This is a genomic window from Mucilaginibacter sp. PAMB04168 (assembly GCF_039634365.2).
GTDB lineage: Bacteria > Bacteroidota > Bacteroidia > Sphingobacteriales > Sphingobacteriaceae > Mucilaginibacter.
Genome location: NZ_CP155079.2, coordinates 3,040,451 through 3,064,432, shown reverse-complemented (window position 1 = coordinate 3,064,432; position 23,982 = coordinate 3,040,451). Strand labels below are relative to the sequence as shown.

The window sequence follows — 23,982 nt, the reverse complement described above, 5'->3', positions numbered from 1 at the left end:
GTTGATGGTAAGATTATAATTTTACACCCCGCAAAAACTCTTCAACTCCCATACGCTTTTTACCCTCAAGCTGCACATCGGTTACTTGCACATAACCGTCGGTGCAGGCAAATTTAAGATAGGTCTTACTATCAGTTAAATAGCTGGCTGGCTGGCCTTGGGGCTGCACTTGTTCCTTTACACTTTTATAAATTTTAAACACTTTTCCATTCAGTTCGGTATAAGCTGCGGGGTAGGGGCTTAAGCCACGTATAAGGTTGTGTACCTGGTTAACAGGGTGGTTCCAATCTATGCGACAATCTTCTTTGAAAATTTTAGGGGCGTGTTTTAGTTCTTGTCCCTCCACCAGTTGCTCCTGAGGCTGTTCTGTATAACGGCCGCTTTCAATAGCTTTCACTGTTTTTACCAGCAAGCCAGCACCTTTATTCATCAGCCTGTCGTGATATTCGCCTGCCGTTATTTCATCGTCAATCGTTATTTTCTCTACAAACAGGATATCGCCGGTATCAATCTCTTGTTTCAGAAAAAATGTAGTAACGCCGCTTTCCTTTTCGCCGTTGATGATAGCCCAGTTAATTGGAGCAGCACCGCGGTATTGCGGCAGCAGAGAGGCGTGTAGGTTAATTGTGCCCTTGGACGGCATATTCCAAACCACTTCTGGCAGCATACGGAAAGCCACTACCACTTGCAAGTCAGCATTCAGCGATTTCAGTTCGGATAAAAAATCCGGATCTTTAAGTTTTACTGGCTGAAGTACTTTGAGGCCTTTTGAAACGGCATATTGTTTCACGGCCGATTCGCTAAGCTTTTGACCACGCCCTGCAGGTTTATCGGGTGCGGTAATAACGCCTACAATTTCGCTTCCTGCATCAAGCAATGCTTCAAGTGATGCTACAGCAAACTCGGGCGTACCCATAAAAACTATTCTCATTTTGTGCAGATGTGTATGTTGGATTTTAAGTTATAGGTTCCGGTGTCAAATACTGAGATCAGGCTATAAATCTGATCGTGAACATGCCGTTTATTGATATAACAGATATTTTTTTCTTACTTCTTTAAATTTGCTTAATGCCGGCTCCCAACTTTGACGTATTTGTTGTTCCGTTAGGCCTGCTTCAATTTGCTTTTGCAGCTTATCGGTACCTGCCAGTCTGGTAAAGTAGGCAATAAAGAACTTCGATTTTTCAGGAAAGTTTTGATAAAAGGATAATAACCATGATAGGTTTAGCTTTTTATCTTCTCGTATTTTATTGGTATCATAATTACGGTAATCAACACCAAAGCACTCCACATTTTTTTGAGGTGGGTTGTCGCTAACTCCTGGTATGCTTACTGGTGTAAAAGAAAAGTTGTACTTTCCTTTAAGCGCCGGATGGCCTACCACCTGGAAAGGGAAAGGGGTACCCCGCCCTAAGCTTAAAGTAGTGCCTTCAAAAAAGCAGATGCCGGGATAAAGCAGTATAGACTGTGCTGTGTTTAAATTAGGTGAAGGATTTACGGGTAGCGTATAAGGCAGGTTATGCTGGTAATTAAGCATCTTAACTACCTTTAGTTTGCATTTTATCCGGCCTTTCAACCAGCCCTCGCCGTTTATCATTTGGGCATATTCGGCAATGGTCATACCATGAACCACAGGTATAGGGTGCATGCCCACAAATGATTTAAACGCCGTATCCAGCACCGGTCCGTCAACATAAAAGCCATTGGGATTAGGGCGGTCCAACACCATTAGTTCAATGTTGTTTTCTGCACAAGCTTCCATCACATAATGCAGGGTAGAAATGTAAGTATAAAAGCGTGCACCTACATCCTGTATATCAAACACCATCAGGTTTATGCCTTTTAGATCGGCGGGGGTAGGCTTGTTATTTTTGCCATATAAAGAAACCACCGGAATTTTGGTCTTGGCATCTACCTCATTGCTTACAGTGGCACCGTCACTTGCGTTGCCTCTAAAGCCATGCTCCGGGCCGTATATCTTGGTAATTTGTATACCCACCTTTACCAGGCTATCTACCAAAGCAATTTTTTTTGCACCAATAATTGAAGTGGGATTAACCACCATACCTATCTTTTTACCCTTTAAGTAAGACAAGTAAAGCTGTGTTTCATTAGCCGCCGGGTTTGCCGCAACGTAACTACCAGAACCTGCCTTACCTGCAGCCGGTTTTTTTGCTGTATTTGCTAAGTTAGCTGTTAGCGGTTTTTGAGCGCATGTTGGCATCAAATTAATAAATAGCAAACTTATTGCGAGGCTGATGTTTTTAATGTAGGTTATCATAAGTTGTGATGCTTTGCGGTGCAAGGCAGATGCTTAAACATCGGTCTTAAATACGCATATTTGCGAAAGTACAAAAAAACTGTTTGCCTTGAATTTTTCATCCTTTATTGCTTCGCGGCTTACGTTCCAAAGCAAGCGCACATTTTCCAAGCTAATCGTGCGCATTGCCATTGTAGGCATTATGCTTGGTTTGGGCGTAATGATACTTTCTATTGCTATTGTTAAGGGCTTTAAACGCGAGATACGCGAAAAAATAAGAGGATTTGCCGGCGATATCCAGGTCACAAAATTTGATAATAATTTCTCTTACGAGAATTCGCCGTTTATGATCGATCCGGCTTTTGCAGCAAAAGCGAAAGCGGACCCCTACATTAAAGGGATTATGCCTTACGCTACCAAACCGGCCATTATAAAAGCCAATGATGAGATTGAAGGCGTTGTATTAAAAGGGGTTGATAAGAGCTATGATTGGACGATCTTTAAAAACACTCTTGTTGAAGGCAAGGTGATCAACTTTGCCGATTCGGCCGAGGCGCAAAAGCAGATCATGGTGTCCAGTCATACGGCCTCAAGGCTAAAACTGAAAGTTGGAGACGACTTTTTGATGTACTTTATACAGGAACCCATGCGTAAGCGCAAGTTTACCATTGTTGGTATTTTTAATGTAGGGGTAGAAGAGGTTGACAAAACTTTCGTAATTGGCAGCTTGTCGGTAATTCAGCGACTAAACGACTGGACTTACCGCGAAGCAGGTGGTTACGAAATGCAAGTAAAGGATTTTGACCAGCTAACTGAAGCTAACGAAAAATTAAGCGCTTACTTGCCAACTTACCTCCGGTCATACACGGTTGATCAAACTTATCCCACAATATTTGAATGGCTTAGCCTGCTTGATGTAAATACAAGAGTGATGTTGATACTAATGACTATTGTAGCAGTCATTAACATGATATCGGCTTTGTTGATTATGATTTTGGAGCGCACATCCATGATAGGAATGTTCAAAGCATTAGGCGCAACAAACTGGCGTATACAGTCCATTTTTTTATATAACGCCACTTACCTTATTGGGATGGGTTTATTTCTGGGTAATTTATTCGGTTTAGGCTTTAGCTGGTTTCAGCACCGTACACACTTCTTAAAGCTCGACCAGGCATCTTACTATATGAATTTTGTACCTATTGAGCTGAGTGCATGGGACGTAGTTTGGCTTAACGTGGGTACCCTGGTTATTTGCTTGCTGGTTTTACTGCTACCCTCTATGCTGGTTAGTAAAATATCGCCGGTTAGGGCAATACGCTTTAAGTAAGCTTATTTTTTTGCCCCCTGAAACTTTAGCCTTAGGTTAATGCCACCCGCGCCAAAACGTATTTGCTGCGAACCCAAGCCACTAAGCGGATAATTAAAAAATGGTTCGATCACCAAACGATTGCTACTGGTAATTTGGTAACCCATTCCCATCGAGATGTTTAACATACGGCCAAAGCCAAACTGCGTGAAGCTTTTTCGGGTGGATGCGTCAGGAATTTCAGGTGAAAATCCTAACACGTTAGCACTGTTATCATATTGATAACGATAGGTTTCAGTAATAAATGTACCTGAACTCAAACCGGCCGATATATAGCTATCCGATTTTTTTGGATTAAATTCATACTTAATATTTACGGGTACATCTAATCCAGTTAAACTCACATTGTATCCCGTTACAACCGGGTCGGGAGCTACTCTTTGACCTACAAAGCCCAGTACCGGTGCTGCAGAAGCGGCCGGGTAGTCACTTGCTTTAGCCCGGCTAACACCTATGGCCTCGTTTAATATGCCCGTTTTAGCCGGTTGGCCGTTATAATTTAAAGTGTTTTTGCCTATGGCTATGCCGGTACTTAATTTGAAGTTGCCTGCCAATTTTATATCAGTAGTAAAACCTGCGCCTGTATTTATTTGGCTTTTGCTGCCTTCGGCGTAATTGAAATACGTAGCAGCATATACACTGTAAAGCACTTTTTTATCGGCGGGTGAATTGTTGTCTTTCGCCTTTTTACCGGCGTCCTTATTTTGCTCATTAGCCAGGTAAACACTCATAGCCGATTTACTTACGTCGGCCGAATCTTTAATATCGGCAGCATTTATTTTATTGCTATGCGTTGGCACATTGTTTTGTTGGGCAGCAAGTATGTTGGAGCTTACTGTTTGTAAACTATCCGGCTTTTTAACAGGAACTAAGGCTATTGCAGTACTAGTGGTTTTGTTTAACTGCTTTTCGTTAACTAAGCCTTCATTGTACCGCAGGCTGTTACCGGATACTGGTTGCTGCGCCAATTTATCTGGCTCGTTCAAATGCTTATCCGGTGCAGGAACAGAAGTGGGCGAGGTAGACAGCTTGTTGCCATTTGTAAAATAATTACGCTTTACAGGCCCTAAATTGTGTTTTTGCAAACCGGCATATTTTTTTTGTGCTGAATCTTTTGCAGCGGCACGATACTGATCCGTTTGTTCAGGTGTTATGTTTGTCTGTGAAATGGAATCTTTAGTAGTACGTGGCTTGCGTTGTGTTTTAACAAAGCTTTGATCTGCTTTTTGGGGCTCATTATAAAACCATAACCCAAACAGGCATAGTATGAGCAAGGTAGCGGCAGCGCTCCACCATATAGGTGCCATGCGGCGTTTCTTTTCTAATGGAAGCTTTTCGCGCAGCAACTGCCAGCCTGCTTCGGCAGGGGCGGTATCTTCGTAATTGTCAAATACCTCGCTAATGCGTTTCCTCAATTCATTATCCAAAGGCTCACTCATGGTTATGTGCTTCTGTGGTTAATGCCTTTCTTAATTTCTCTTTGGCCCGGCTCAAGTATACTCTTGATGAGCTGGAGGGGATGTTCAACATTTCGGCAATTTCATCATGGTTGTACCCATCAATTTCATACATATTAAATATGGCACGTTGCAGGGTGGGTAAACCATCCATTAGTTTTAAAATATCTTTTGCGTTCAACTCCTGTATAGCTGTATGATTATGACCAATATGGTTGGCATATTCCATATCGGTATGCAGCTGATATTTTAAATCCTTGCGCCGCCTGTCAATAGCTGTATTAATGATAATTCGTCGCAACCAAGCCTTAAATGACCGGTCGGGGTTATAGGTTTTGATGGTGTTAAACACCTTAATAAACGAGTCGTTTACTACTTCCAATGCATCATCCCGACTATCGCAATAGCGTAGCCCAACGCCCATGGCATAGCCATAGAACTGCTTATATAACCGTTCCTGGTACTTTATGGCGCCTGTAATGCAATGCTGTATCAGTTCATGCTCAGCATTGCTGTTGGGGTCGAGCATTCAGCAATGTATAGTTGACAAGTCTTTACGTGAAAGACTTTTTGTAATTTATTTTTTTAGTTTATAGAGATAGATCAGCGTATCTACTGGATAGGTACTCGCAGCAAATTCCAAATTGGTGCCATTATAAACATACTGATAAAGACCATGCAAATGGTATTTAGGTAAATTTAAACTGTTTGAGCCAATTGGAACAGTGCTGTCAATCCACTCCATATACGATTGGTTATAATTAAACTTGCCGATGCTGCCGGCATGTTTGGTGGTGTCACCTGTCACCTTAAAAGTGTTGCTTACCAAATCAAGCACTATCTCTGCTTTTACCGTATCTTTTACCTGAGTGTTAGCGTTTCTATGTATCCTGTAAAACTGACCTGTAAATTTACCTTGAGGTTGTACCACAGGTGTAGTATCGGAGTTGTCTTTCATACAACCCGAGCTGATAAAGATTACCCCTGATAATACTTGTAGTAGTAGTTTTTTCATAACGTTTGCTCGTATATATAGCCATTACGATAAAACATCATGAAGTGTAACACCTGTACTCGAAAATTATAACTGCTTTGCTTCGTTCCAATAAACATCCATTTCGGCCAGGGTCATATCCTGTAACTTTTTGCCCTTGGCAGCAGCCTGGCTTTCCAGGTGCTGAAAACGTTTTATGAATTTCCGGTTGGTTTTTTCGAGTGCATTCTCAGGGTTTATGTTAACAAAGCGGGCGTAATTTATAAGGGAAAAAAGGAGATCCCCAAACTCGCTTTCGGCACGGTCCTGGTCTATAACGGTGTTGTCCTCTGCGTTATATTCGTTCCGGAACTCGTGCATTTCTTCTTCCACCTTTTCCCAAACCTGGCTTTTGTCCTCCCAATCAAATCCAACACCGCGGGCTTTTTCTTGTATACGTGCTGCTTTTACCAGTGCCGGCAATGAGGCGGGCACACCACCCAGCACCGATTTATTGCCTTCTTTAAGTTTAATTTGTTCCCAATTGCGCTTTACATCCTCTTCATCATTTACATCTACATCACCATAAATATGCGGGTGGCGGTTAATAAGCTTGTCGCAAATGCCGTTCAGCACGTCGGTTATGGTAAACGAATTTGTTTCGGATGCAATACGTGCATAAAATACCAGGTGTAGCATAATATCACCCAACTCTTTCCTGATCTCATCCATATCGTTACCTAAAATGGCGTCCGACAATTCATAAGTTTCCTCAATGGTAAGATGACGGAGGCTTTCGATTGTTTGTATTTTATCCCACGGGCAGTTCTCGCGCAAATCATTCATAATCGTGAGCAGGCGGTCGAATGCAGAAAGCGGATTATTAGCGGTATCGGGAGGTGTTATTGGCATAATGCAGTTTTTTACAAAAGTACATATTGCCGGTTAAGATAAGCCTTTGGCAAAGCAATAAAACTCCTGGTATATGAGATAAGCAATTGCTGATTTAAGTAGGAAAAGTTTTTATGTAGGGCTTACAGCGCGTAGCATTTCGCGTTTACCTGGTGCGCCAGGGGCCTTCTCTACTTTAAAGCCTAAAGATTTGAATTGCCTTTTCAGGTTGCCGGTAATGGCGTAGGTTACAAACACGCCACCGGGCTTTAAAAACTTAATGGTGTGGTCAATTGCCGCCTCATCCCACATTTCGGGCTGATGTACAGCCGCAAATGCGTCGAAGTAAATAACGTCAAACAGTTGTGTAGTGGAGAAAGTAAGCAGTTGGCTATGCGCTATTTCAAGTACTGTTGAGTTATTAATTGGGACTGCTTCTTTTAATGCTTGAGCATAATGCGTTTTAAAGCTTTCCCACAGCGCCGGCGATATATACGCATCATAACCGGTATCAGCAATCATGGTTGTACTTAGTGGGTAGGCTTCGATGCCGGTATATTTAAGCGGTATTTGTTCAGCGATACAAAAATCTGCACTGAGCAAAAAGTTTAACCCTGTGCCAAAGCCTACTTCAAGCACTGATGCAACGTTTTTGCCGCTATTGTCTAAAAAATAGCGCAAACCTGAGTTAAGAAACACGTGCTGGCTCTCCTGTAAAGCACCGTGCCGCGAATGGTAATTTTCGCCAACTTCGGCATTGTAGATTGTCTTGGAGCCATCGGCAGTGGTAACTATAGTTAGATGATCACTCATGCAGTTGTTCTCTAAAGTTTCATTGGTTGTGATGCTTTCGAATAAATAGTTTGGTTAAGTGTTACTAGTAACGCTTCTAAACGCGGTCACGGCTTCACCTAAGTCATAAACCACCACGGTGGTAATCTTGGCAGCAATAATGCTTTGTGCAGCAGCGGAGCGGTAACCAGCGGCACAATGAACTACTATAGGTTTATCGGCTGGTATTTCATTTAAGCGCTTACGTAGCTCAGGTAAAGGAATGGTAAGCCCGTTCTTAAATAGCAGGCCAGCGTCTATCTCATTCCAGTTACGTGTGTCAATAATAGTATAATTATTGGGGTTGGCTTTAAAATCATCTAAATCTAATTCGGGAGAGGTCTCAACAGCTGCAGCCGGCGTGATTAAAGCGCCTTTTATTTGCTGTTCATAACCAATTTTGGCTGCCCGGCTTAATGCTGCATCCAGCTTTGCTTCGTCAGCAGCAATGAGGTAGAAAGGCTCTCCTGGTTCAATCACTGCGCCCAGCCAGGTTTCAAATTTGCCTTGTAATTGAAGGTTTATAGCATTTTTGATATGACCTTTATTAAAATCGGCCTTGTTGCGTGTGTCCACAACCAGCACTCCTGCATCCAGATTTGTGTCAGGCAATAACTTAGGCACATTCGCTAAACTTTGTGCGTATGCAGGTGCTCCGGTTTTATTCAGCTCAACATCGTAGCCAAAATACAGGGGCATAAAAGGCTGATCTGCAATTAAGTCATTAACAAATTTCAATTCATCCATCAACTGCAAGGCAGAATTCTCCCGCAGCTCACGTCCTATAGTGCTTTGCAAGTCCTGACTCATGCTTTTACCACACAATGAACCCGGACCGTGGGCCGGATATACTACTACCTGCTTAGGTAGTTTCATTAGCTTTTGGCGGGTAGTGCGGTACATCTGCCGGGCTAAATCATCTTTTTTAGCGGTGATATTGCCAGCTTCTTCGCGCAGGTCGGGTCTGCCAACATCGCCTACAAACAAGGTGTCGCCACTGAACAGGGTAGTGGTCTGGCCGTTCTCATCTTCTACCAGAACGCAAATAGAATCGGGTGAGTGACCGGGCGTATTCAATGCCCTTAATTTAATATCGGCCAGCGTTATTTCATCGCCTTCATCGAATGTTTGGTGCGGATAAGTTGCGCCCAACAAGTGACTTACATATATGGTAGCTCCGGTGGTTTCGTGTATCTCCAAGTGAGAGCTTACAAAATCGGCGTGGGGGTGCGTTTCAATCACGCCTACAACATTGGCTTCATGCAGTTCTGCAAAATCATAATACGGCTGCGGATTGCGCGCCGGATCAATAACAATTACCTGGCCTGCACGCAAAATTGCATAAGAAGCATGCGCAAGGTCGGTGTCGTAAAATTGATGTATCAGCATAGGTGCGCAAAGATAAGTTTTACAAGTAATTATGAAATATGCAAGACTAATGGTTTGGTCAGTAAAGTGCCATGATATGTGGTAGTTGTGCGGCCGTTTAAAAAAACAGGCGTAACCATGCACACACAATGGCTGGTTTTGCGTTTATGAATAGAATTTATTTAAAGGCCACGCCGCACATTTCTTACGTTCGGCTTAGATGATTTCGGCTTTAATTATTGAAGAAAATGACTAGATACATTGCTATAACTCTCAGCCTTGCCGCTTTATTGTTCTCATCGTGCAGTCAAAAAATGAAGATGGTAAAAACACCCAAAGCCGATTCATTAGCGGTTGAAGCCGTTTGGAAACAATATGTAAAGGCTTTGTCTGGCAAAAATGCAGGCACATTAAAGCGGTTGTCGCTAAAACAGGTGTATTGCCAGCCATGCGCCATACAGGCCGGTACAGGAGACCTGGTAAGTGCCGATGCTTTTGTTAAAAATATTCTGGCTAGTTTGCCCAAAACCCAATTGTGGACCGCCATCAAAACCTCGCGACACTTAATTGTAACCGAAAAAATAAAGAATTACAAGCCGCTTAATATAAACGTAAACGACGAGATACTGGACGTGTATGACATTTGGTATGTAACTAATAAGCCCGGAAAAGTTAAAGGGTATGAAAGCCAGCGTTATGCTTTTCAGTTTGTAAAAGATAGGGGACAGTACAAATTTTTTGGTTTGACTGCTGTGCAATAGACCATTACAGGTAAGGTTATCACTAATGTGCGAGGCAAAGTTTGCACGCGTAGTTTAACTAATTTGCGGGCAATGGCAGTTGCGTTTATCAAGAGCTGCTTGTTTCTTTAAGACAATAGATCTTGTTGGAAAATTATTTTTAAGCTAACATTATTAGCATCATTTATTTTTTTAATTTTGATGTAAGATGTATGCGATTGTTGATATTGAGACCACGGGCGGGCATGCCAGCGCTAACGGTATAACCGAAATAGCTATTTGTATTCATGATGGTAATGAGGTGGTGCAACGTTATGAAACACTGGTTAACCCTGGTAAGGATATTCCGGTATACATACAAGCCCTAACAGGTATCAGCAATGAGATGGTGCAACAGGCACCTTATTTTAAGGATGTAGCTTACGACATTTACAACCTGTTACAAGGCCAGATATTTGTGGCCCATAACGTCAACTTCGATTATTCATTTGTAAAATACCACCTGGGTGCAGCCGGGTACGATTTGCAGTGCAACAAACTGTGCACTGTTCGTTTAAGCCGCAAAATTATGCCGGGTATGCCATCGTACAGCCTGGGTAAGTTATGTCATCATATTGGTATTGGCAACTCGGCCCGCCACCGTGCAGCCGGGGATGCGGACGCTACCGCTGAGTTGTTCACTATGTTGCTCAACAGCGATAAAGACAATCATATTCCTGAAGCGCTTAAACAGCGCTCGAAAGAACAGGTATTGCCTCCCAACCTGCATCGCCGGTTCATCGAAAAGCTACCACCAACACCGGGTGTTTACTACTTTCATGATAATAAGGGTAAAGTTGTGTACGTGGGTAAGGCAGTAAATATTAAAAAGAGGGTGGCCAGTCATTTTAGTGGCAACAACTCTGGCGCTCAGCGGCAGGAGTTTATGCGCAATATACACCAAATCAGTTATCAGGAGTGCGGCACAGAGCTTATGGCGTTGCTAACAGAAGCTGTTGAAATTAAGCGTCTGTGGCCCAAATTTAACCGTTCGCAAAAGAAGCTGGAATTTAACTTTGGTTTATACACCTATGAAGACCAGCGTGGTTACCTGCGTATGGCTGTCGATAAACGTAGGAAATACTCCACCCCGGTACACACCTGCAGCTCGCTGCTCGAAGGGCATAATATTATGCTTAAGCTGATTGAAACCTACCAACTGTGTCCTAAGTTTTGCTTTATTCAAAAAAATAATGACACCTGTACCGGAGCAGGGCAAGAATATTGTGCTTGTACCGGCCATGAAAGTGCAGAAGCCTACAATTATAAAATTCAGCAAGCTATTGAAGGCTTAAAACAAGCCTTGCCAACATTTGCTATTAGAGACGAAGGCCGCACCAATGATGAGCACAGCTGTATATTAATAGAAAAAGGCCGGTTGTATGGGATGGGCTATATTTCACATTACTTTGATGCTAACAACATATCTCAGTTAAAAAATTACTTAACTCCATACCCGGGTAATGACTATATGCACAACATGATCATCAACCATGCCGACCGCTATCCATGGAAAAAGGTAGATTTTGCTGAGATTGCCCGGATGGCTTAATTGAGGGATTATTTTTATGGCAACGCCATCTTTTGATTATGCCTACCTATTAACTAATACACCACAAGGCAACTACCATTTGGTCTTTTAACAGCTTTCTTTTTATAAACAGCTTATTTTTAACATTGATGAAAGTACCCTTTAAGTACTGAAACAAGCGTAAGTATTTACATTTGTAATAAAACCCTCACAACTGTTTGCAAATGCCCAAAATTGCTTACATTTAGCACTCGATATTGATTAAAAATGAAATTGAATTTTAGTAATTTAGTGCTTGCAGCAGCAGTTTGCCTATCGGCTAATGCCTATGCTGCGGATGGCGGCAAAACCGGCAAAGTTAAGCCGGCCCCGCCGAGAAAGTTTATTGATCCTGCCAACATTGACCCATCGGTTAAACCTGGCGACGACTTTTTTGAGTACGCCAATGGCGGCTGGCTAAAGAGTAACACCATCCCTGCTAAAGAAACCCGCTGGGGGAGCTTCAACATTCTGAATGATGATAACAAAAAGAAATTACAAGCCATTGTTCAGGAAGTAAGTAAAACATCAGCTACAGCGCCTAAGGGCAGCATCAAACAACGTGTTGGCGATATGTACGCTAGTGCTATGGATACAATGGCTATCGAAAAACGTGGCTACGATCCTATCAAAGCCGATTTGAAACGCATTGATGCTATTGCAGACATCAACGGTGTTGTGAACGAGATTGTTTACGAGCGTGCTAATGCCATTGGTAGCCCGTTGTTTAGCTTTGGCATACGTCAGGATCCTAAAAATGTGAGTAAATACGTAGTTGGCTTAGGTCAGGGTGGTACAAGTTTACCAGATCGCGACTATTACTTAAAGTCTGATCCTCGTACTAAACGCATACAGGATGCTTACAAACAATATATAGTTGATCTGTATACCTTAACCGGTAGCAGCGCAGAGGTTGCCGCCAAAAATGCCGCTACAATTTTTGCTTTAGAAACCAAGTTGGCCGAAGCACAAATGACCCGTGTAGCCATGCGCGATCCAAACAAAACTTACAATAAGTTTGCTATTGCTGATCTGAGCAAAACTACACCTCACTTAAATTGGGCGCAATTACTGCCTAAGCTAAAGGTGAATGGCCAGGATACTGTATTGGTTTCTTCTCCATCTTTTTTAACCGCAGCTGATGGTTTATTGGCATCTACCCCGGTTGAAGATTGGAAAACGTATTTGAAATGGGGCATTTTACGCGGTTCAGCTGGTTCATTAAGCTCTCCGTTCGTACAATCTCAATTCAAATTCAGCAGTGTATTAAGCGGACAGCAGGTACAAGCGCCACGTTACGAGCGCATGACATCGTTAGTTGATGGCAGTTTGGGCGAACTGCTGGGCCAGCTTTATGTAGAGAAATACTTTACGCCACAAGCTAAAGCTTCAATGCTGGCTTTGGTAAATAACCTTAAATCTACATTGGGCGATCGTATTAAGCGCCTGGAGTGGATGACACCTGAGACCAAACAGCGTGCGTTGCGCAAACTAAACGCTTTTACTGTTAAAATTGGCTATACTGATAAATGGGAAACTTACGCTGGTTTAACTGTTGACCGTAGTGATTACTTTGGCAACCTGCGCCGCGTAAGCACCTGGAGTTATAATGATATGGTTGGTCGTTTAGGCAAACCAGTTGATAAAACTGAGTGGGGTATGACGCCTCCAACGGTGAACGCTTACTACAATCCGGTAAATAACGAGATTGTGTTCCCTGCCGGTATTTTGCAGTTTCCTTTTTATGACTTTAAAGCTGATGATGCTGTAAATTACGGTGGTATTGGCGCAGTTATAGGCCACGAGATGACGCATGGTTTTGATGACCAAGGCCGCCAGTATGATGCTGACGGAACTTTGCGCGACTGGTGGAAGAAAGACGATGCCGATAAGTTTAAATCCCGTGCTGACATGGTGGTAAATCAGTTTAATAATTTTGTGGCTGTGGATACCATGCATGTAAACGGCAAACTGACATTGGGTGAAAACCTTGCTGATTTGGGCGGTATCAATATTGCTTACGAGGCATTTAAGAAAACAAAACAAGGCCAGTCAAACACAAAAATTGATGGCTTTACGCCAGACCAACGCTTCTTCCTGTCATACGCGCAGGTGTGGAGAGGCTTACAACGTCCGGAGGCATTGGCGTTGCAGGTGCAAACGGACCCACACTCACCTGGGCAGTTCCGTACCAATGCGCCTATTACTAACGTAGATGCCTGGTATAAAGCATTTAATGTACAACCCGGCGATAAAATGTATAAAAAACCTGAGGATCGCATCAGGATTTGGTAAGGTTAAAGGCCAAACCATTTTAATATTTGTTCAAGCCCTGCTTCATATGAAGCAGGGCTTTTTTATGGTCGAAAAATAAATAACAGAATACTTAATAGGAGTAAGTTAGCGTTTGTGGTGCAGGAGTATTTTACAAGAGAGGCCTCACGAATGAACCGGAACGGACAAGGCTAACGGGTTGGCGTGAAGTTAGTTTTATCAGATCAAAGCGCAGCATCCGGACAGTTTTATTTAGCCCAACGCAAAGATTCACGAACTACTGCATTGGGAGAGTGTTATGTTATGGTTAAACACTCATGCCTAATAACAATAAAGCGTTCAACTCGGATTTCAGCAGTTGCTGCACTTATAGGAGTAATGAATGCAGCGCTTACTTACTTATGGCAATGCTACGGTACGCTAATAGCGAGTGAATAATAGGTATGTGCACTGAAATAACCTAACGCGTTGTTACTGATGTTAGATGGCGGATTGCCTGGCGTTACACCTCCACCTGGTCCGCCCCGCCTTTGTTGCCGCAAGGTAAACCAGTAAGTAAATACATCTTTATCAATATTTTGCGTTTCTACTTCCACTTGGTCGCCAGTTTTCAGATCGTCATCTTCATCGTCATCATTGGTATCCGGGTACAAATCTTCTTTGCGTATATTGCCATCCGTAAGGCGGTCGTCTGTTACATACACACGATTGCTCTGCTTGCCGTTAATGCGCATAATGTAACGGTATTGGTTTGGTTGACCTTTAGGGTCAGTATAATTTACAGATACCAATTTGCGTGTAGTGCTACCAAAAGTAACATTTGATAAACTGAGCGAGTCTATCTTTACAGCGGTAGGCATAACCGAAGTTGCCGCATAATCTTGCCCGTCAACCACTACTTTCATTTTGTAAGTTCTGCCGGTTACACCGCGCATAATCACAGCATACTGGCCCGGTGCTGTCTCAACAAACTTCCACGAATTGCCCAGGTTGTCGGTTACCCTAACGTCCGCACCTGATACGGCGGGGTAAACGTTTTTTTCTGTATAGGCTACGGAGCGGCTTATTTTAATGACCTGGTTCTCCCGCACATTGGAGATGTTACCCTCAATAACTAATTGTGACGTGGAGGTGTTGACATCAATATCAATAACCTTTTGACAAGCGCTCAGCAGTGCACCGCACAGTATGAATAAAAGCAGGTAGTATTTCAATTTCATTATCAACTTGCGTTAAAATTTAAAATTCCAGGTTACCGATGGTATTATACCAAAAAGCGAGGTTTGTACAGCTTCTGTTCTTGATGGATCGCTTGCTACATCTCTAAAATCCACAGAATAAGGGTTTTTACGGTTTAAAGCGTTATACAGCCCAAACGACCAACTCGAATGGAACCTCTTACCAGTGTCTTTACCCTCCAGTGTAGCGCTTACATCAAGTCTGCTGGTATAAGGCAGCCGGTTGGCATTACGTTCGGTGTAAAAAAAAGTAGTCATGTTACCAACCTGGTACTTGCCGGCCGGGTAGGTTACGGCATTACCGGTGTTATATATATAATTGGCCGATAAAGTCCAGTGCTTACTCATTTTGTAAATACCAACTAGTGCCACGTCATGCGTGCGGTCTTGCCTGGCCGGAAAGTAACTGCCATTGTTCAACTCATTAAATTTACGTTCTGTACGCGATAAGGTGTAGCTAATCCAGCCGCTTAGCTTGCCTATGCGTTTCTTTGCATACAATTCGAGCCCGTATGCACGACCATCACCAAACAACAATTGCGACTCTACGTTGGCATTAGCAATTAACCTTGCTGCATTTTTGTATTCGATCTGGTTTTGCATCCGTTTGTAATACACCTCTGCCGAAAATTCATAGGTATTGTCTTTTGCGTTTTTAAAGTACCCCAAAGCTACTTGGTCTGCCACTTCAGGCCTGATGTTGTTGCTGCTCATTACATACTGATCGGTAGGGGAGCTGGAGCCGGAATTGGAAAGTATATGTATATTTTGCGTATTGCGGTTATAGGATGCCTTAACCGAATTTTGCTCATTAATGGTATAACTAGCCGAAAAGCGCGGTTCGAGGTTGAAATAGCTTTGCACAAATTTACCGCCGCCATAAGTATCTGAGGAGGTAATATCTCCAATGTTGTTGTAAGTATTAAAAGTTCCAGGCCCGAGCAAGCTAAACCAACTGGCGCGCAAGCCATATAAAAGGTTAAGCCGCTGGCTAACCGCATATTCGTCTGACAGGTAAGCCGATGATTCCAGTCCGTAACGGTTCTCTATTGATAATGCGTTAAAACTTGATGTGCTGCTGGTTGATATGTCAGACGGAGCTATACGGTGATGTGTGGCTTGCAGGCCGAAGCGGAGCGTGTGCTGATTGCTAAAATACTGGAAATCTTGTTTTAGATTATAGTCGCGAATAAGAGAGGTTACCTCAAAGTTGTTGACGTCGTCAAGCAATTTTATAGCGTAGTTGTATTTGTTGTAAATGAGTGAAGTATTAGAGAAAAGGCGACTAGTGAAAACATGGTTTAAACGCAATGTGGCGGTGCTATTTCCCCAGTTATTATCAAACAGATCTTTAATGCCAATGTTATCCTGCCCAAAATAACCCGAAAGGAACACCGTATTCTTGTCGTTGAACTTATAATTCACCTTCATGTTCAAATCATAAAAGTTGAGCGTATTGCCTTTAATGGCAGTATCGGGAGATGCCTTAAGCAAAAAGTCAATATAGGTTCGTCGGGCGCTCACCATGAAAGAGCCTCTGTCTTTCACTATTGGTCCCTCCAGCTTTAACCTCGATGAAATAAGGCCGATGCCACCCTGCATTGAGAAATTCTTGTTATTGCCATCGTCCATCTTCACATCTAACACAGATGACAAACGGCCGCCGTACTGCGCAGGCATGCCCCCTTTATAAAGGTCAACGTTTTTAATAGCATCGGCATTAAAGGTGGAAAAAAAGCCTAGCAAATGAGAGGAATTGTATACCGTTGCTTCGTCAAGCAGTATTAGGTTTTGATCTGAAGCGCCACCACGTACAAAGAAGCCCGTGTTGCCTTCGCCGCCCGATTTTACACCCGGCAAAAGCTGAATAGTTTTTAATACATCTTTTTCGCCAAACAAAACGGGCAGGTTATCGAGTAATTTAATATCTATTTTTTCGACACCCATCTGTGGGCTGCGCACGTTTTCGTCTTTACGTTCCCCGGCTCTCACCACAACTTCCTGCAACTCTGACCCTGCTTTAAGCTCAAGGTTAAGCGTTGTGTTTTGATTTAATGTGATGCTTTTGGTTGTAGCTTGGTAGCTGATGTAACTTACACTTAGCGTATAGGTACCTTCGGTTCCTGTTAAAGAATAAAAGCCGTAGGCGTTGGTGGCTGTGCCCAACCGGCCGGCTGGCGATTGCAGAATAACCGATGCGCCAATTAGCGTTTCGCCGGTTGCTGCGTCGCGTACGGTGCCGCTCAAGGTGAACCGTTTTTGTGCCGAAGCAGACAGTGCTCCTAAGAGCAGGATGGTGAAAGTTAAAATGTGTAAAGGTTTAATATACATGCTTTGTAGTTGGCCGGGCAAAGGTAGTAAATTTAGTTTCAACGCATTTCGGCTTCATTTTCTTAAATACTAAACCGGGTATGTGCAGTTTTATTGTGATAATTGCAGTCCGAAATCAAAAACCAGACAACGACTGAAACATTGTACCCAGTGGAATATGTTATCAACTAACATGAGAACTATTAAGAAGATACATGCGGCGGTTTATTCGCCCATTGCCGATTTAGTGACTTACCGGGCATTGCCTACGGCCTCAGTTGAGTATATTGATCCGTTTTTATTTTTAAACCATCATGGCCCGCAGGTATACCCGGCCCGGAATAGTGGTTTGCCTTTTGGCCCGCATCCGCATAGGGGAATGGAGACCGTAACCTTCATACTAAAAGGTGATATTGCTCACAAGGATAGCAGCGGGCACGAAAGCGTTATAAAAGCAGGAGGAGTACAATGGATGCGTGCCGGAAGGGGTTTAATACATGCCGAGGTATCATCAGATGAATTTAAGCGTGACGGGGGCGACCTGGAAATATTGCAGCTTTGGGTAAACCTGCCAGCCCGATTAAAAATGGCTGATCCTTACTATATAGGTAAACAACAGCAGGATATACCCGTTTTGCAATTTGATGAAGGCAAGGTTACAGTTAACCTAATTACGGGGGAATGGAAGGACGTGAAAGGCGCTTTCGAATCGTCGACCGGTATATTTCTGAGCACGATAAACTTGAAAGCCGGGGCTGAATTGGAAGTGGCTATACCCGAAGCGCATAACATATTTTTTTATGTGATCAGCGGAGAAATTAATGTAAACGGCGCTACCGTCCGCTCGTTAAACCTGGCCGAGTTTAACCACGATAATGACTTGTTGAAAATGAGCGTTAATATTGACAGTATCTTATTATTAGGCCATGCCATGCCCTTTAATGAGCCTGTGGTGTCGCAAGGGCCGTTTGTAATGAATACCGAGCAAGAAATTATGGATGCCTATCAGGATTACAGAACAGGAAAATTTGGGTCATGGAAACATTAGCCAGCCTAAAGATTATTAAATTAGGTTAAAGGGTGTTACTGATCACTTTTATTGTAATTAATAGTAAACAAGCTCATTGCTGAGTTGTAGCTAAATTTATATCTTCAGCTTTAATATCCATTTTTAAATTAAACTTTTAATTAAGTGCGGGGTTGTATATGTTTGACAGCTCTGCACTTAAAAACTATTTATGACAGCCTCCAAATACCTGCCAACATCGCCATTAAATAAAAAAACAGTTGTAATTACCGGAGCCACTAGTGGTATTGGTAGGGCTACAGCCTTAGAGTTTGCCCGCCATGGTGCTAAAGTAGTACTGGCTGCCAGGCAAAAAGATGTTTTAGATGAAATGGTTGATCTATGTGACCGTTTGGGAGGCAAGGCGATTGCCGTAGTAACCGATGTTACCGACCCAGAATCGGTAATGCAGTTAGCAAAAGATGCCTGCATTTTTGGAGGGAGTTTAGATGTTTGGGTTAATGTGGCAGGTTTAGGCGCCTTAGGCGAGTTTACAACTATTCCTATTGAAGTGCATAACCAGGTGGTTAAGGTTAATTTACTAGGTTATATTAACGGTGCACATGCTGCGCTGACGCATTTTAAAAAGCAAAAACGAGGCATTCTTATCAATTTAAATTCAGTAGGCGGCTTTGTGGCTTTCCCTTATTCAGTATCTTATACAGCTAGTAAGTTTGGTTTGCGAGGCTATTCGGAAGCATTGCGTGCGGAGTTACAGGATTGCCCTGGTATCCACATTTGTGACGTTTTTCCGGGTTTTGTGGATACGCCTGGTCCAAGTCATGCGGCCAATTATACCGGTAAAATCTTAAAACCCGCGCCCCCCGTTGTTCCTACTTACAAAGTAGCGCACACCGTGGTATCTTTAGCGCAAAAGCCTAAAGATTCTGTTACTTTGGGAAGTGCTGCATACCTGGCAAGGTTTAGCCAATGGTTGTCGCCTAAACTAACACGTTGGTCTACTACCAAGTTTATCAAAATGTATTTAAAGAATGCCGAACCGGCCCCGGTTACTAACGGCAGCATTTTTGAATCAACCGGTGCAAACAATCAAATATCGGGCGGCTTTACTTCCAAAAAAGTAAGTAACAAAAAAGTAGCCCGCGCAGCCGGTGTAGCCGGCGTTTTATTCGGGGCACTTTATGTACTTAAAAAGTTGAGCTAAACTCATTCTAATTCTTGAGCAACTTTGTTCAGGTTATCTGCTGTAATTAGCTCGGGGGCATTAAATTGCTGAAACACAAGTTGTGATGGGAAGCGGACAAAGCCAGTACTGGTTTTAACCATAACCACACCATCTACATAGAAGTGGTCTTTATAATTACCTATTGATGGGTTCAAATCGCCCAGGCGAATCAATAACTCTACAATAGCATAAGTGGGGAGGTCATCTTCAGACATGCTGCAAAATTAACTTAACCGTTTAATAATGCAGTATTAACATTGTGTTAACATTAAATTGCTTACTTAACATTGGCGTTATAAATCAATAATCTTACTTTTATAGCGCTCTATTAAAGGCAAACATACAGTACGCTCCTTATGACAAATTTCTTAAGCCGGTTTATGCCGAAGAACGATGCGGTTTTTTTTAATTTATTTAACCGCGCCTCGGCCAATAGTGCAGCCATGGCTAAGTTGTTAAACGATGCCGTGAACGGTGAGTGGATTCCTGAACAGAAGACAGAATTTGCTCAAATTAGCCGGCTTAAAGCCCAATCGAGCGATATTAAACGTCAAGTATATGCCGTGTCTGGCAAAGCATTGGTGTCACCTTTTGAACGTAATGATATGTACGCCCTGGTTTCGGCTATCAACGCCGTTTCTGATTATATCGACTCATCTGCGCGCCGTATTAACTTATATTCACTCGATGTGATAACCGCACCCATACGCGAGTTATGTGCCATTATTTTGGAAGCAAGCCAGCACATGGACAGATGCATCAGAGCCCTTAACAAGATCAGTGATTCTGAAACAATTTTGGGGATTTGCAACCAAATTAAGCAGCTAGAGCACAAAGCGGACCAAGTTTATGATAAGGCCTTTGCACTGCTAAATGCTAAAGAAACCGACACATTTCAACTTATAAAATACAGTGAAATTTTAGGTGCCCTGGAGCGTACTACAGACAAATGTGAACAGGTAACTTACATTGTAGAAAGCATTCTGATAAAGAACAGCTAAAGTTAAATTAAATTTATTTTGATCACTATAGGCTATTACAAAGCTTAATGAGCCGGAAATAAAAGACATGTAATTGTAGGGCTTAACACTAGCGTAAATAGTAACTATCGGCTGTAATAAGCCATGGTTAGGTTAATCATACGGTTGTAAGTACGCAGGCCTTCGGGTTGGTTATTAGCCTTTAAAAAATTGTCGTAAAATAGGCTGGTTATATATCCGAGCTGATTTTCATAGTGCTGCCAATAAAGGTGCTCCACTTTCAAATCTGTTTTCACAGTTGGTGATATCTCTTTCTTGAAATTATTAAATACTACCGTATCCTGGCGGCGTACTTGTTGCATAAATTCTTGCATAGCCATGTAATACGCAGAATACCTGAGCAGCTTTTTATTGGATTTTATACCAGCCAGAAAACCGATAAAGTTAGCCTCATCCTCCCGCGCAAAGCCTATTTGATGAGCCATTTCATGGCATGATGTTATGGGCCTGTCAACTATGGGCATAGCATAATTTACTTGTGCCTCACCGGTGAAAGGGTTAAAGTAGCCCGCCGTGGTCATATAATTAATTACGGGAGTGAACAACGAAGGTTTTGCCGATGGAAAAGTGCTTTGCAGTTTATTGCTAAATTTCCCTAAATTTTGTACGGCCTGCTTCGAAATATCAAATATTGCTTTGTTATCAGTTAGAGTGTCTGCCCGTCGTATGCTGCTCCGCAAACTGTTGGTGCTATCTATTAATAGCCGGGTAACCTTTTGCAGCTGGTTTGATGAATACGTGTTGTTAGGTAAATTTAAAATACCAGCAGCCGGTGGACGGAAGTAATTAAGCCCCCACATCAAGTAAAACAAACCAATAAAGAGCTGCAGTTTAATGATAAATTTGAGCGTTTCGCTCCATAATAACCTGAAATTTTTTCGCGGAATTTTTCGAAAACAACGCAACAAACTGTAAAGTAAGTAGGAGATGATGTAAAAGTAAAACAAGTCGCCTAAACTAAATGGCACCCAACCCAACAGGGAGTGGGCTACATAACCAATAAACTGGTAAAGGCCTGTGCTGTAATAACGCTCAATAAAGTTAGGAAAGTAACCTGCAGTAAACAATAGCGCAAGCAACACACCTAAACCGGCTATTAATGCATAAGCTTTCTTATTTGAAAATGCTTTGACCGGGGCAGGTTCAATCATGCAGCAAATTAAGCAGCATACAAACACATATCCAACATGAAGTTGCAGATTAATTGTTTTTTTCTTCTTCTCTTACTTCTTCCCAATACAGTGTATTTATATCGAGGCCGTTACTGGTGGCCACCTGGGCCTTTATGGCGTTTAACGTTTCTTTTAAATTTTCACTGCTCGAAGCATAATCTACGGAGTAGTAATAAATTACGTTGTCGGTTTTAGTGTTTACAAACCTAAAGTGTTTTGCTGAAGTTTCCATACAGAAAAGTTTAAGGTGTCGCTCAATCTCACAATCCTATAATTAAACGCTTACTTTACCGTAAGATTGTAAGTGGACTATGGTTAACCACGTCAAAAAATGTAGGCCAATATTTCAATATTTTTATCAAAATGGTATTAAATTTAAGAGGTGTCGTTAATTCTTACGTTATTAATTAAATAGTTACAAGAATTGATTTACTTTGCCGTTAATATGCGTAGGGTGAAGAACTTTAAAAAAAGGCGTATACTATGGCCAGTACTTATTTTTGTATTGGAACTGGCAGCCTATGCACAAAACAAGCGCGACGACACCAACTATATATCGGGTTACTTACAAAGTGATTTAAACGGTGAAACGTCGGGCATTGCTGCATCCGGTAAGCATAGTGATGTGTATTATATACATAATGATAGTGGTGATAACAATCGTTTTTTCGCAATTGACAGGCAAGGGAAACTATTGGGCACTTATTACTATGTAACAGATAAAGGCGCAGTAAACGTTAAGGATTGCGAAGACATAGCAGTTGGCCCGGGCCCATTGCCAAATAAGAGTTATGTGTATATAGGTGATATTGGCGATAATGGCGCTTCCAATCGATCTGTTAATATATACCGTATAGCCGAGCCCGATCTGCCTGCCGTGGCCGATAGTGCACAAACGTTGCAGTGCAGTGTTCTGTCAGTTACCTATCCCGATGGGCCGAAGGATGCCGAGACGTTGATGATAGATCCTACGGAGAAGCTCCTGTACATTGTAACCAAGAGGCACAGTATGGTGAGCGTTTACACCGCACCTTTAAATTTTAAGGCCAATGACACGGTAACACTTACCAAGCGCTGCCAGCTACATTTCAAAGGATTACAGCCATTCAAATGGATAGTAAGCGGCGATATTTCAAAGGATGGCAACCAAGTTGTATTAAAGAGCTACAGCCGTGTTTACTATTGGCGACGGCACGATAAAGAGGCTGTTTGGCAGACTTTACAGCGTAAGCCCGTTCAGCCTGCATATGAACAGGAAAAACTGGGCGAAGCCATCGGCTTTGCAGCAAACGGTAACAGCTATTACACCGTTAGCGAAGGTAAAAGGCAGCCCATTTATCACTATACTATACCCAAGTTATAGAATTGGCGGCAGTGTCATTGGCCGGTAATAGCTAGAAAAGCAGATACATAAACTTAAATGGCATTCTTATATTTGACTAAAATCAGTTAAGATGAAAGTACAAATATGGTCGGATGTGATGTGTCCGTTCTGTTATATAGGTAAGCGCCATTTTGAAGAAGCCTTATCCGCCTTTGAGCATAGCGATGTGGTAGAGGTGGAGTGGAAAAGCTTTCAGCTCAATCCTGCCTTAAAAACAAACCCCAATATAAGTGTTTACCAATCTTTGGCCGATAGCAAAGGCTGGAACCTGGATTATGCTAAACAGCTCAGTAACCAGGTAACAGAAATGGCCCAACAAGCAGGCTTACAGTATAATTTTGACCGTGCCGTGGTGGCCAATAGCTTTAATGCACACCGTTTAAGTCATTTGGCTAAGAAACACGGGTTGGGTGATGCGTTAGAAGAGCGCTTGTTTAAAGCCTACTTTACAGATGGCCTTAACATTGACGATAAGGAAGCGTTGGTTAACATAAGCACAGAAATCGGATTAAAAGCAGAAGAAGTGACAGCCGTTCTGGATAGTAACGTTTACGCAGATGAGGTGTACCAAGATATTCATGAGGCTGAAACATTGAATATTCGTGGTGTGCCGTTTTTTGTGATAAACAACCGTTATGCAGTATCGGGCGCTCAGGCTACAGAAGTATTTCTGAATACTATAAAGACAGCTTACAGCGAATGGCAGCAACAGCCAAAAACCCTGGAGATAACTGATGGCCCAAGCTGCGACGCAAACGGTAACTGTTAAACCCCAACAATAATAAAAGAAAAGGCCTGTATGTTAATACAGGCC

General features: G+C 42.5%; 22 protein-coding genes. 9 read left to right on the top strand and 13 right to left on the bottom strand.

Going from position 1 to position 23,982, the window contains the following annotated elements; translation table 11 throughout:
• Nucleotides 1-13: 13 nt before the first annotated feature.
• Nucleotides 14-931 (bottom strand): methionyl-tRNA formyltransferase, encoded by a 918-nt coding sequence (gene fmt, locus ABDD94_RS12970; RefSeq protein WP_345952602.1) that lies wholly within the window; start codon nt 929-931, stop codon nt 14-16.
• 90 nt (nt 932-1,021) lie between these two features.
• Nucleotides 1,022-2,224 (bottom strand): DUF1343 domain-containing protein, encoded by a 1,203-nt coding sequence (locus tag ABDD94_RS12965; protein ID WP_345952601.1) that lies wholly within the window; start codon nt 2,222-2,224, stop codon nt 1,022-1,024.
• A gap of 145 nt (nt 2,225-2,369) precedes the next feature.
• Here ABDD94_RS12965 and ABDD94_RS12960 point away from each other — a divergent pair, with 145 nt between their 5' ends.
• Nucleotides 2,370-3,590, top strand: coding sequence for an FtsX-like permease family protein (locus ABDD94_RS12960; RefSeq protein ID WP_345952600.1), 1,221 nt, complete (start codon nt 2,370-2,372; stop codon nt 3,588-3,590).
• A gap of 2 nt (nt 3,591-3,592) precedes the next feature.
• Here the strand turns inward: ABDD94_RS12960 and ABDD94_RS12955 are convergent, their stop codons facing one another.
• The 6 genes from ABDD94_RS12955 to ABDD94_RS12930 all read right to left on the bottom strand — a co-directional run bounded on the left by ABDD94_RS12955 (nt 3,593) and on the right by ABDD94_RS12930 (nt 9,170).
• Nucleotides 3,593-5,068: a hypothetical protein gene (locus ABDD94_RS12955; protein ID WP_345952599.1), complete on the bottom strand. Its 1,476-nt coding sequence runs from the start codon at nt 5,066-5,068 to the stop codon at nt 3,593-3,595.
• A complete protein-coding gene (locus tag ABDD94_RS12950) occupies nt 5,061-5,615 on the bottom strand; it encodes an RNA polymerase sigma factor (protein ID WP_345951666.1) in 555 nt (184 codons plus the stop codon). The genes ABDD94_RS12955 and ABDD94_RS12950 overlap by 8 nt, the downstream gene beginning before the upstream one ends.
• A gap of 48 nt (nt 5,616-5,663) precedes the next feature.
• Complete coding sequence (locus ABDD94_RS12945; RefSeq protein ID WP_345952598.1) at nt 5,664-6,101, bottom strand: hypothetical protein; 438 nt, start codon at nt 6,099-6,101, stop codon at nt 5,664-5,666.
• Nucleotides 6,102-6,167: 66 nt separating this feature from the next.
• A complete protein-coding gene (mazG, locus tag ABDD94_RS12940) occupies nt 6,168-6,971 on the bottom strand; it encodes a nucleoside triphosphate pyrophosphohydrolase (protein WP_345952597.1) in 804 nt (267 codons plus the stop codon).
• A gap of 111 nt (nt 6,972-7,082) precedes the next feature.
• Nucleotides 7,083-7,763: a tRNA (5-methylaminomethyl-2-thiouridine)(34)-methyltransferase MnmD gene (gene mnmD / locus ABDD94_RS12935; RefSeq protein ID WP_345952596.1), complete on the bottom strand. Its 681-nt coding sequence runs from the start codon at nt 7,761-7,763 to the stop codon at nt 7,083-7,085.
• A 54-nt stretch (nt 7,764-7,817) separates the two neighbouring features.
• On the bottom strand, nt 7,818-9,170 hold the full coding sequence (locus ABDD94_RS12930; RefSeq protein WP_345952595.1) for a rhodanese-like domain-containing protein: 1,353 nt from the start codon (nt 9,168-9,170) through the stop codon (nt 7,818-7,820).
• Nucleotides 9,171-9,397: 227 nt separating this feature from the next.
• On the opposite strand from ABDD94_RS12930, the gene ABDD94_RS12925 reads away from it, so the two are divergent.
• The 3 genes from ABDD94_RS12925 (at nt 9,398) to ABDD94_RS12915 (ending at nt 13,793) form a co-directional block, all read left to right on the top strand.
• Nucleotides 9,398-9,910 carry a hypothetical protein gene (locus ABDD94_RS12925; RefSeq protein WP_345952594.1) on the top strand — a complete coding sequence of 171 codons (513 nt, stop codon included), beginning with the start codon at nt 9,398-9,400 and terminating at the stop codon, nt 9,908-9,910.
• 187 nt (nt 9,911-10,097) lie between these two features.
• Entirely contained in the window at nt 10,098-11,480 is a 1,383-nt protein-coding gene (locus ABDD94_RS12920) for an exonuclease domain-containing protein (protein ID WP_345952593.1), read from the top strand.
• 246 nt (nt 11,481-11,726) lie between these two features.
• Complete coding sequence (locus ABDD94_RS12915; RefSeq protein WP_345952592.1) at nt 11,727-13,793, top strand: M13 family metallopeptidase; 2,067 nt, start codon at nt 11,727-11,729, stop codon at nt 13,791-13,793.
• Between the two features lie 389 nt (nt 13,794-14,182).
• Here the strand turns inward: ABDD94_RS12915 and ABDD94_RS12910 are convergent, their stop codons facing one another.
• Both ABDD94_RS12910 and ABDD94_RS12905 read right to left on the bottom strand, forming a co-directional pair.
• Nucleotides 14,183-14,992: a DUF4249 domain-containing protein gene (locus ABDD94_RS12910; protein ID WP_345952591.1), complete on the bottom strand. Its 810-nt coding sequence runs from the start codon at nt 14,990-14,992 to the stop codon at nt 14,183-14,185.
• A 12-nt stretch (nt 14,993-15,004) separates the two neighbouring features.
• Nucleotides 15,005-17,341 carry a TonB-dependent receptor gene (locus ABDD94_RS12905; RefSeq protein WP_345952590.1) on the bottom strand — a complete coding sequence of 779 codons (2,337 nt, stop codon included), beginning with the start codon at nt 17,339-17,341 and terminating at the stop codon, nt 15,005-15,007.
• Nucleotides 17,342-17,513: 172 nt separating this feature from the next.
• Between ABDD94_RS12905 and ABDD94_RS12900 the strand changes: the two genes are divergently transcribed.
• Nucleotides 17,514-18,368 (top strand): pirin family protein, encoded by an 855-nt coding sequence (locus tag ABDD94_RS12900; protein ID WP_345952589.1) that lies wholly within the window; start codon nt 17,514-17,516, stop codon nt 18,366-18,368.
• 190 nt (nt 18,369-18,558) lie between these two features.
• Complete coding sequence (locus ABDD94_RS12895) at nt 18,559-19,551, top strand: SDR family oxidoreductase (RefSeq protein ID WP_345952588.1); 993 nt, start codon at nt 18,559-18,561, stop codon at nt 19,549-19,551.
• A gap of 2 nt (nt 19,552-19,553) precedes the next feature.
• Here the strand turns inward: ABDD94_RS12895 and ABDD94_RS12890 are convergent, their stop codons facing one another.
• Nucleotides 19,554-19,787, bottom strand: coding sequence for a hypothetical protein (locus tag ABDD94_RS12890; RefSeq protein WP_345952587.1), 234 nt, complete (start codon nt 19,785-19,787; stop codon nt 19,554-19,556).
• Between the two features lie 141 nt (nt 19,788-19,928).
• Here ABDD94_RS12890 and ABDD94_RS12885 point away from each other — a divergent pair, with 141 nt between their 5' ends.
• On the top strand, nt 19,929-20,573 hold the full coding sequence (locus tag ABDD94_RS12885; RefSeq protein ID WP_345951679.1) for a DUF47 family protein: 645 nt from the start codon (nt 19,929-19,931) through the stop codon (nt 20,571-20,573).
• Nucleotides 20,574-20,677: 104 nt separating this feature from the next.
• Here the strand turns inward: ABDD94_RS12885 and ABDD94_RS12880 are convergent, their stop codons facing one another.
• Both ABDD94_RS12880 and ABDD94_RS12875 read right to left on the bottom strand, forming a co-directional pair.
• Complete coding sequence (locus tag ABDD94_RS12880; RefSeq protein WP_345952585.1) at nt 20,678-21,763, bottom strand: DUF3810 domain-containing protein; 1,086 nt, start codon at nt 21,761-21,763, stop codon at nt 20,678-20,680.
• A 49-nt stretch (nt 21,764-21,812) separates the two neighbouring features.
• Nucleotides 21,813-22,016 carry a hypothetical protein gene (locus ABDD94_RS12875; RefSeq protein ID WP_345951681.1) on the bottom strand — a complete coding sequence of 68 codons (204 nt, stop codon included), beginning with the start codon at nt 22,014-22,016 and terminating at the stop codon, nt 21,813-21,815.
• Between the two features lie 222 nt (nt 22,017-22,238).
• Between ABDD94_RS12875 and ABDD94_RS12870 the strand changes: the two genes are divergently transcribed.
• Together ABDD94_RS12870 and ABDD94_RS12865 are read left to right on the top strand one after the other, a co-directional pair.
• Nucleotides 22,239-23,147: a hypothetical protein gene (locus ABDD94_RS12870; protein ID WP_345952584.1), complete on the top strand. Its 909-nt coding sequence runs from the start codon at nt 22,239-22,241 to the stop codon at nt 23,145-23,147.
• A 91-nt stretch (nt 23,148-23,238) separates the two neighbouring features.
• Nucleotides 23,239-23,937 carry a DsbA family oxidoreductase gene (locus ABDD94_RS12865; protein ID WP_345952583.1) on the top strand — a complete coding sequence of 233 codons (699 nt, stop codon included), beginning with the start codon at nt 23,239-23,241 and terminating at the stop codon, nt 23,935-23,937.
• Nucleotides 23,938-23,982 lie beyond the last annotated feature (45 nt).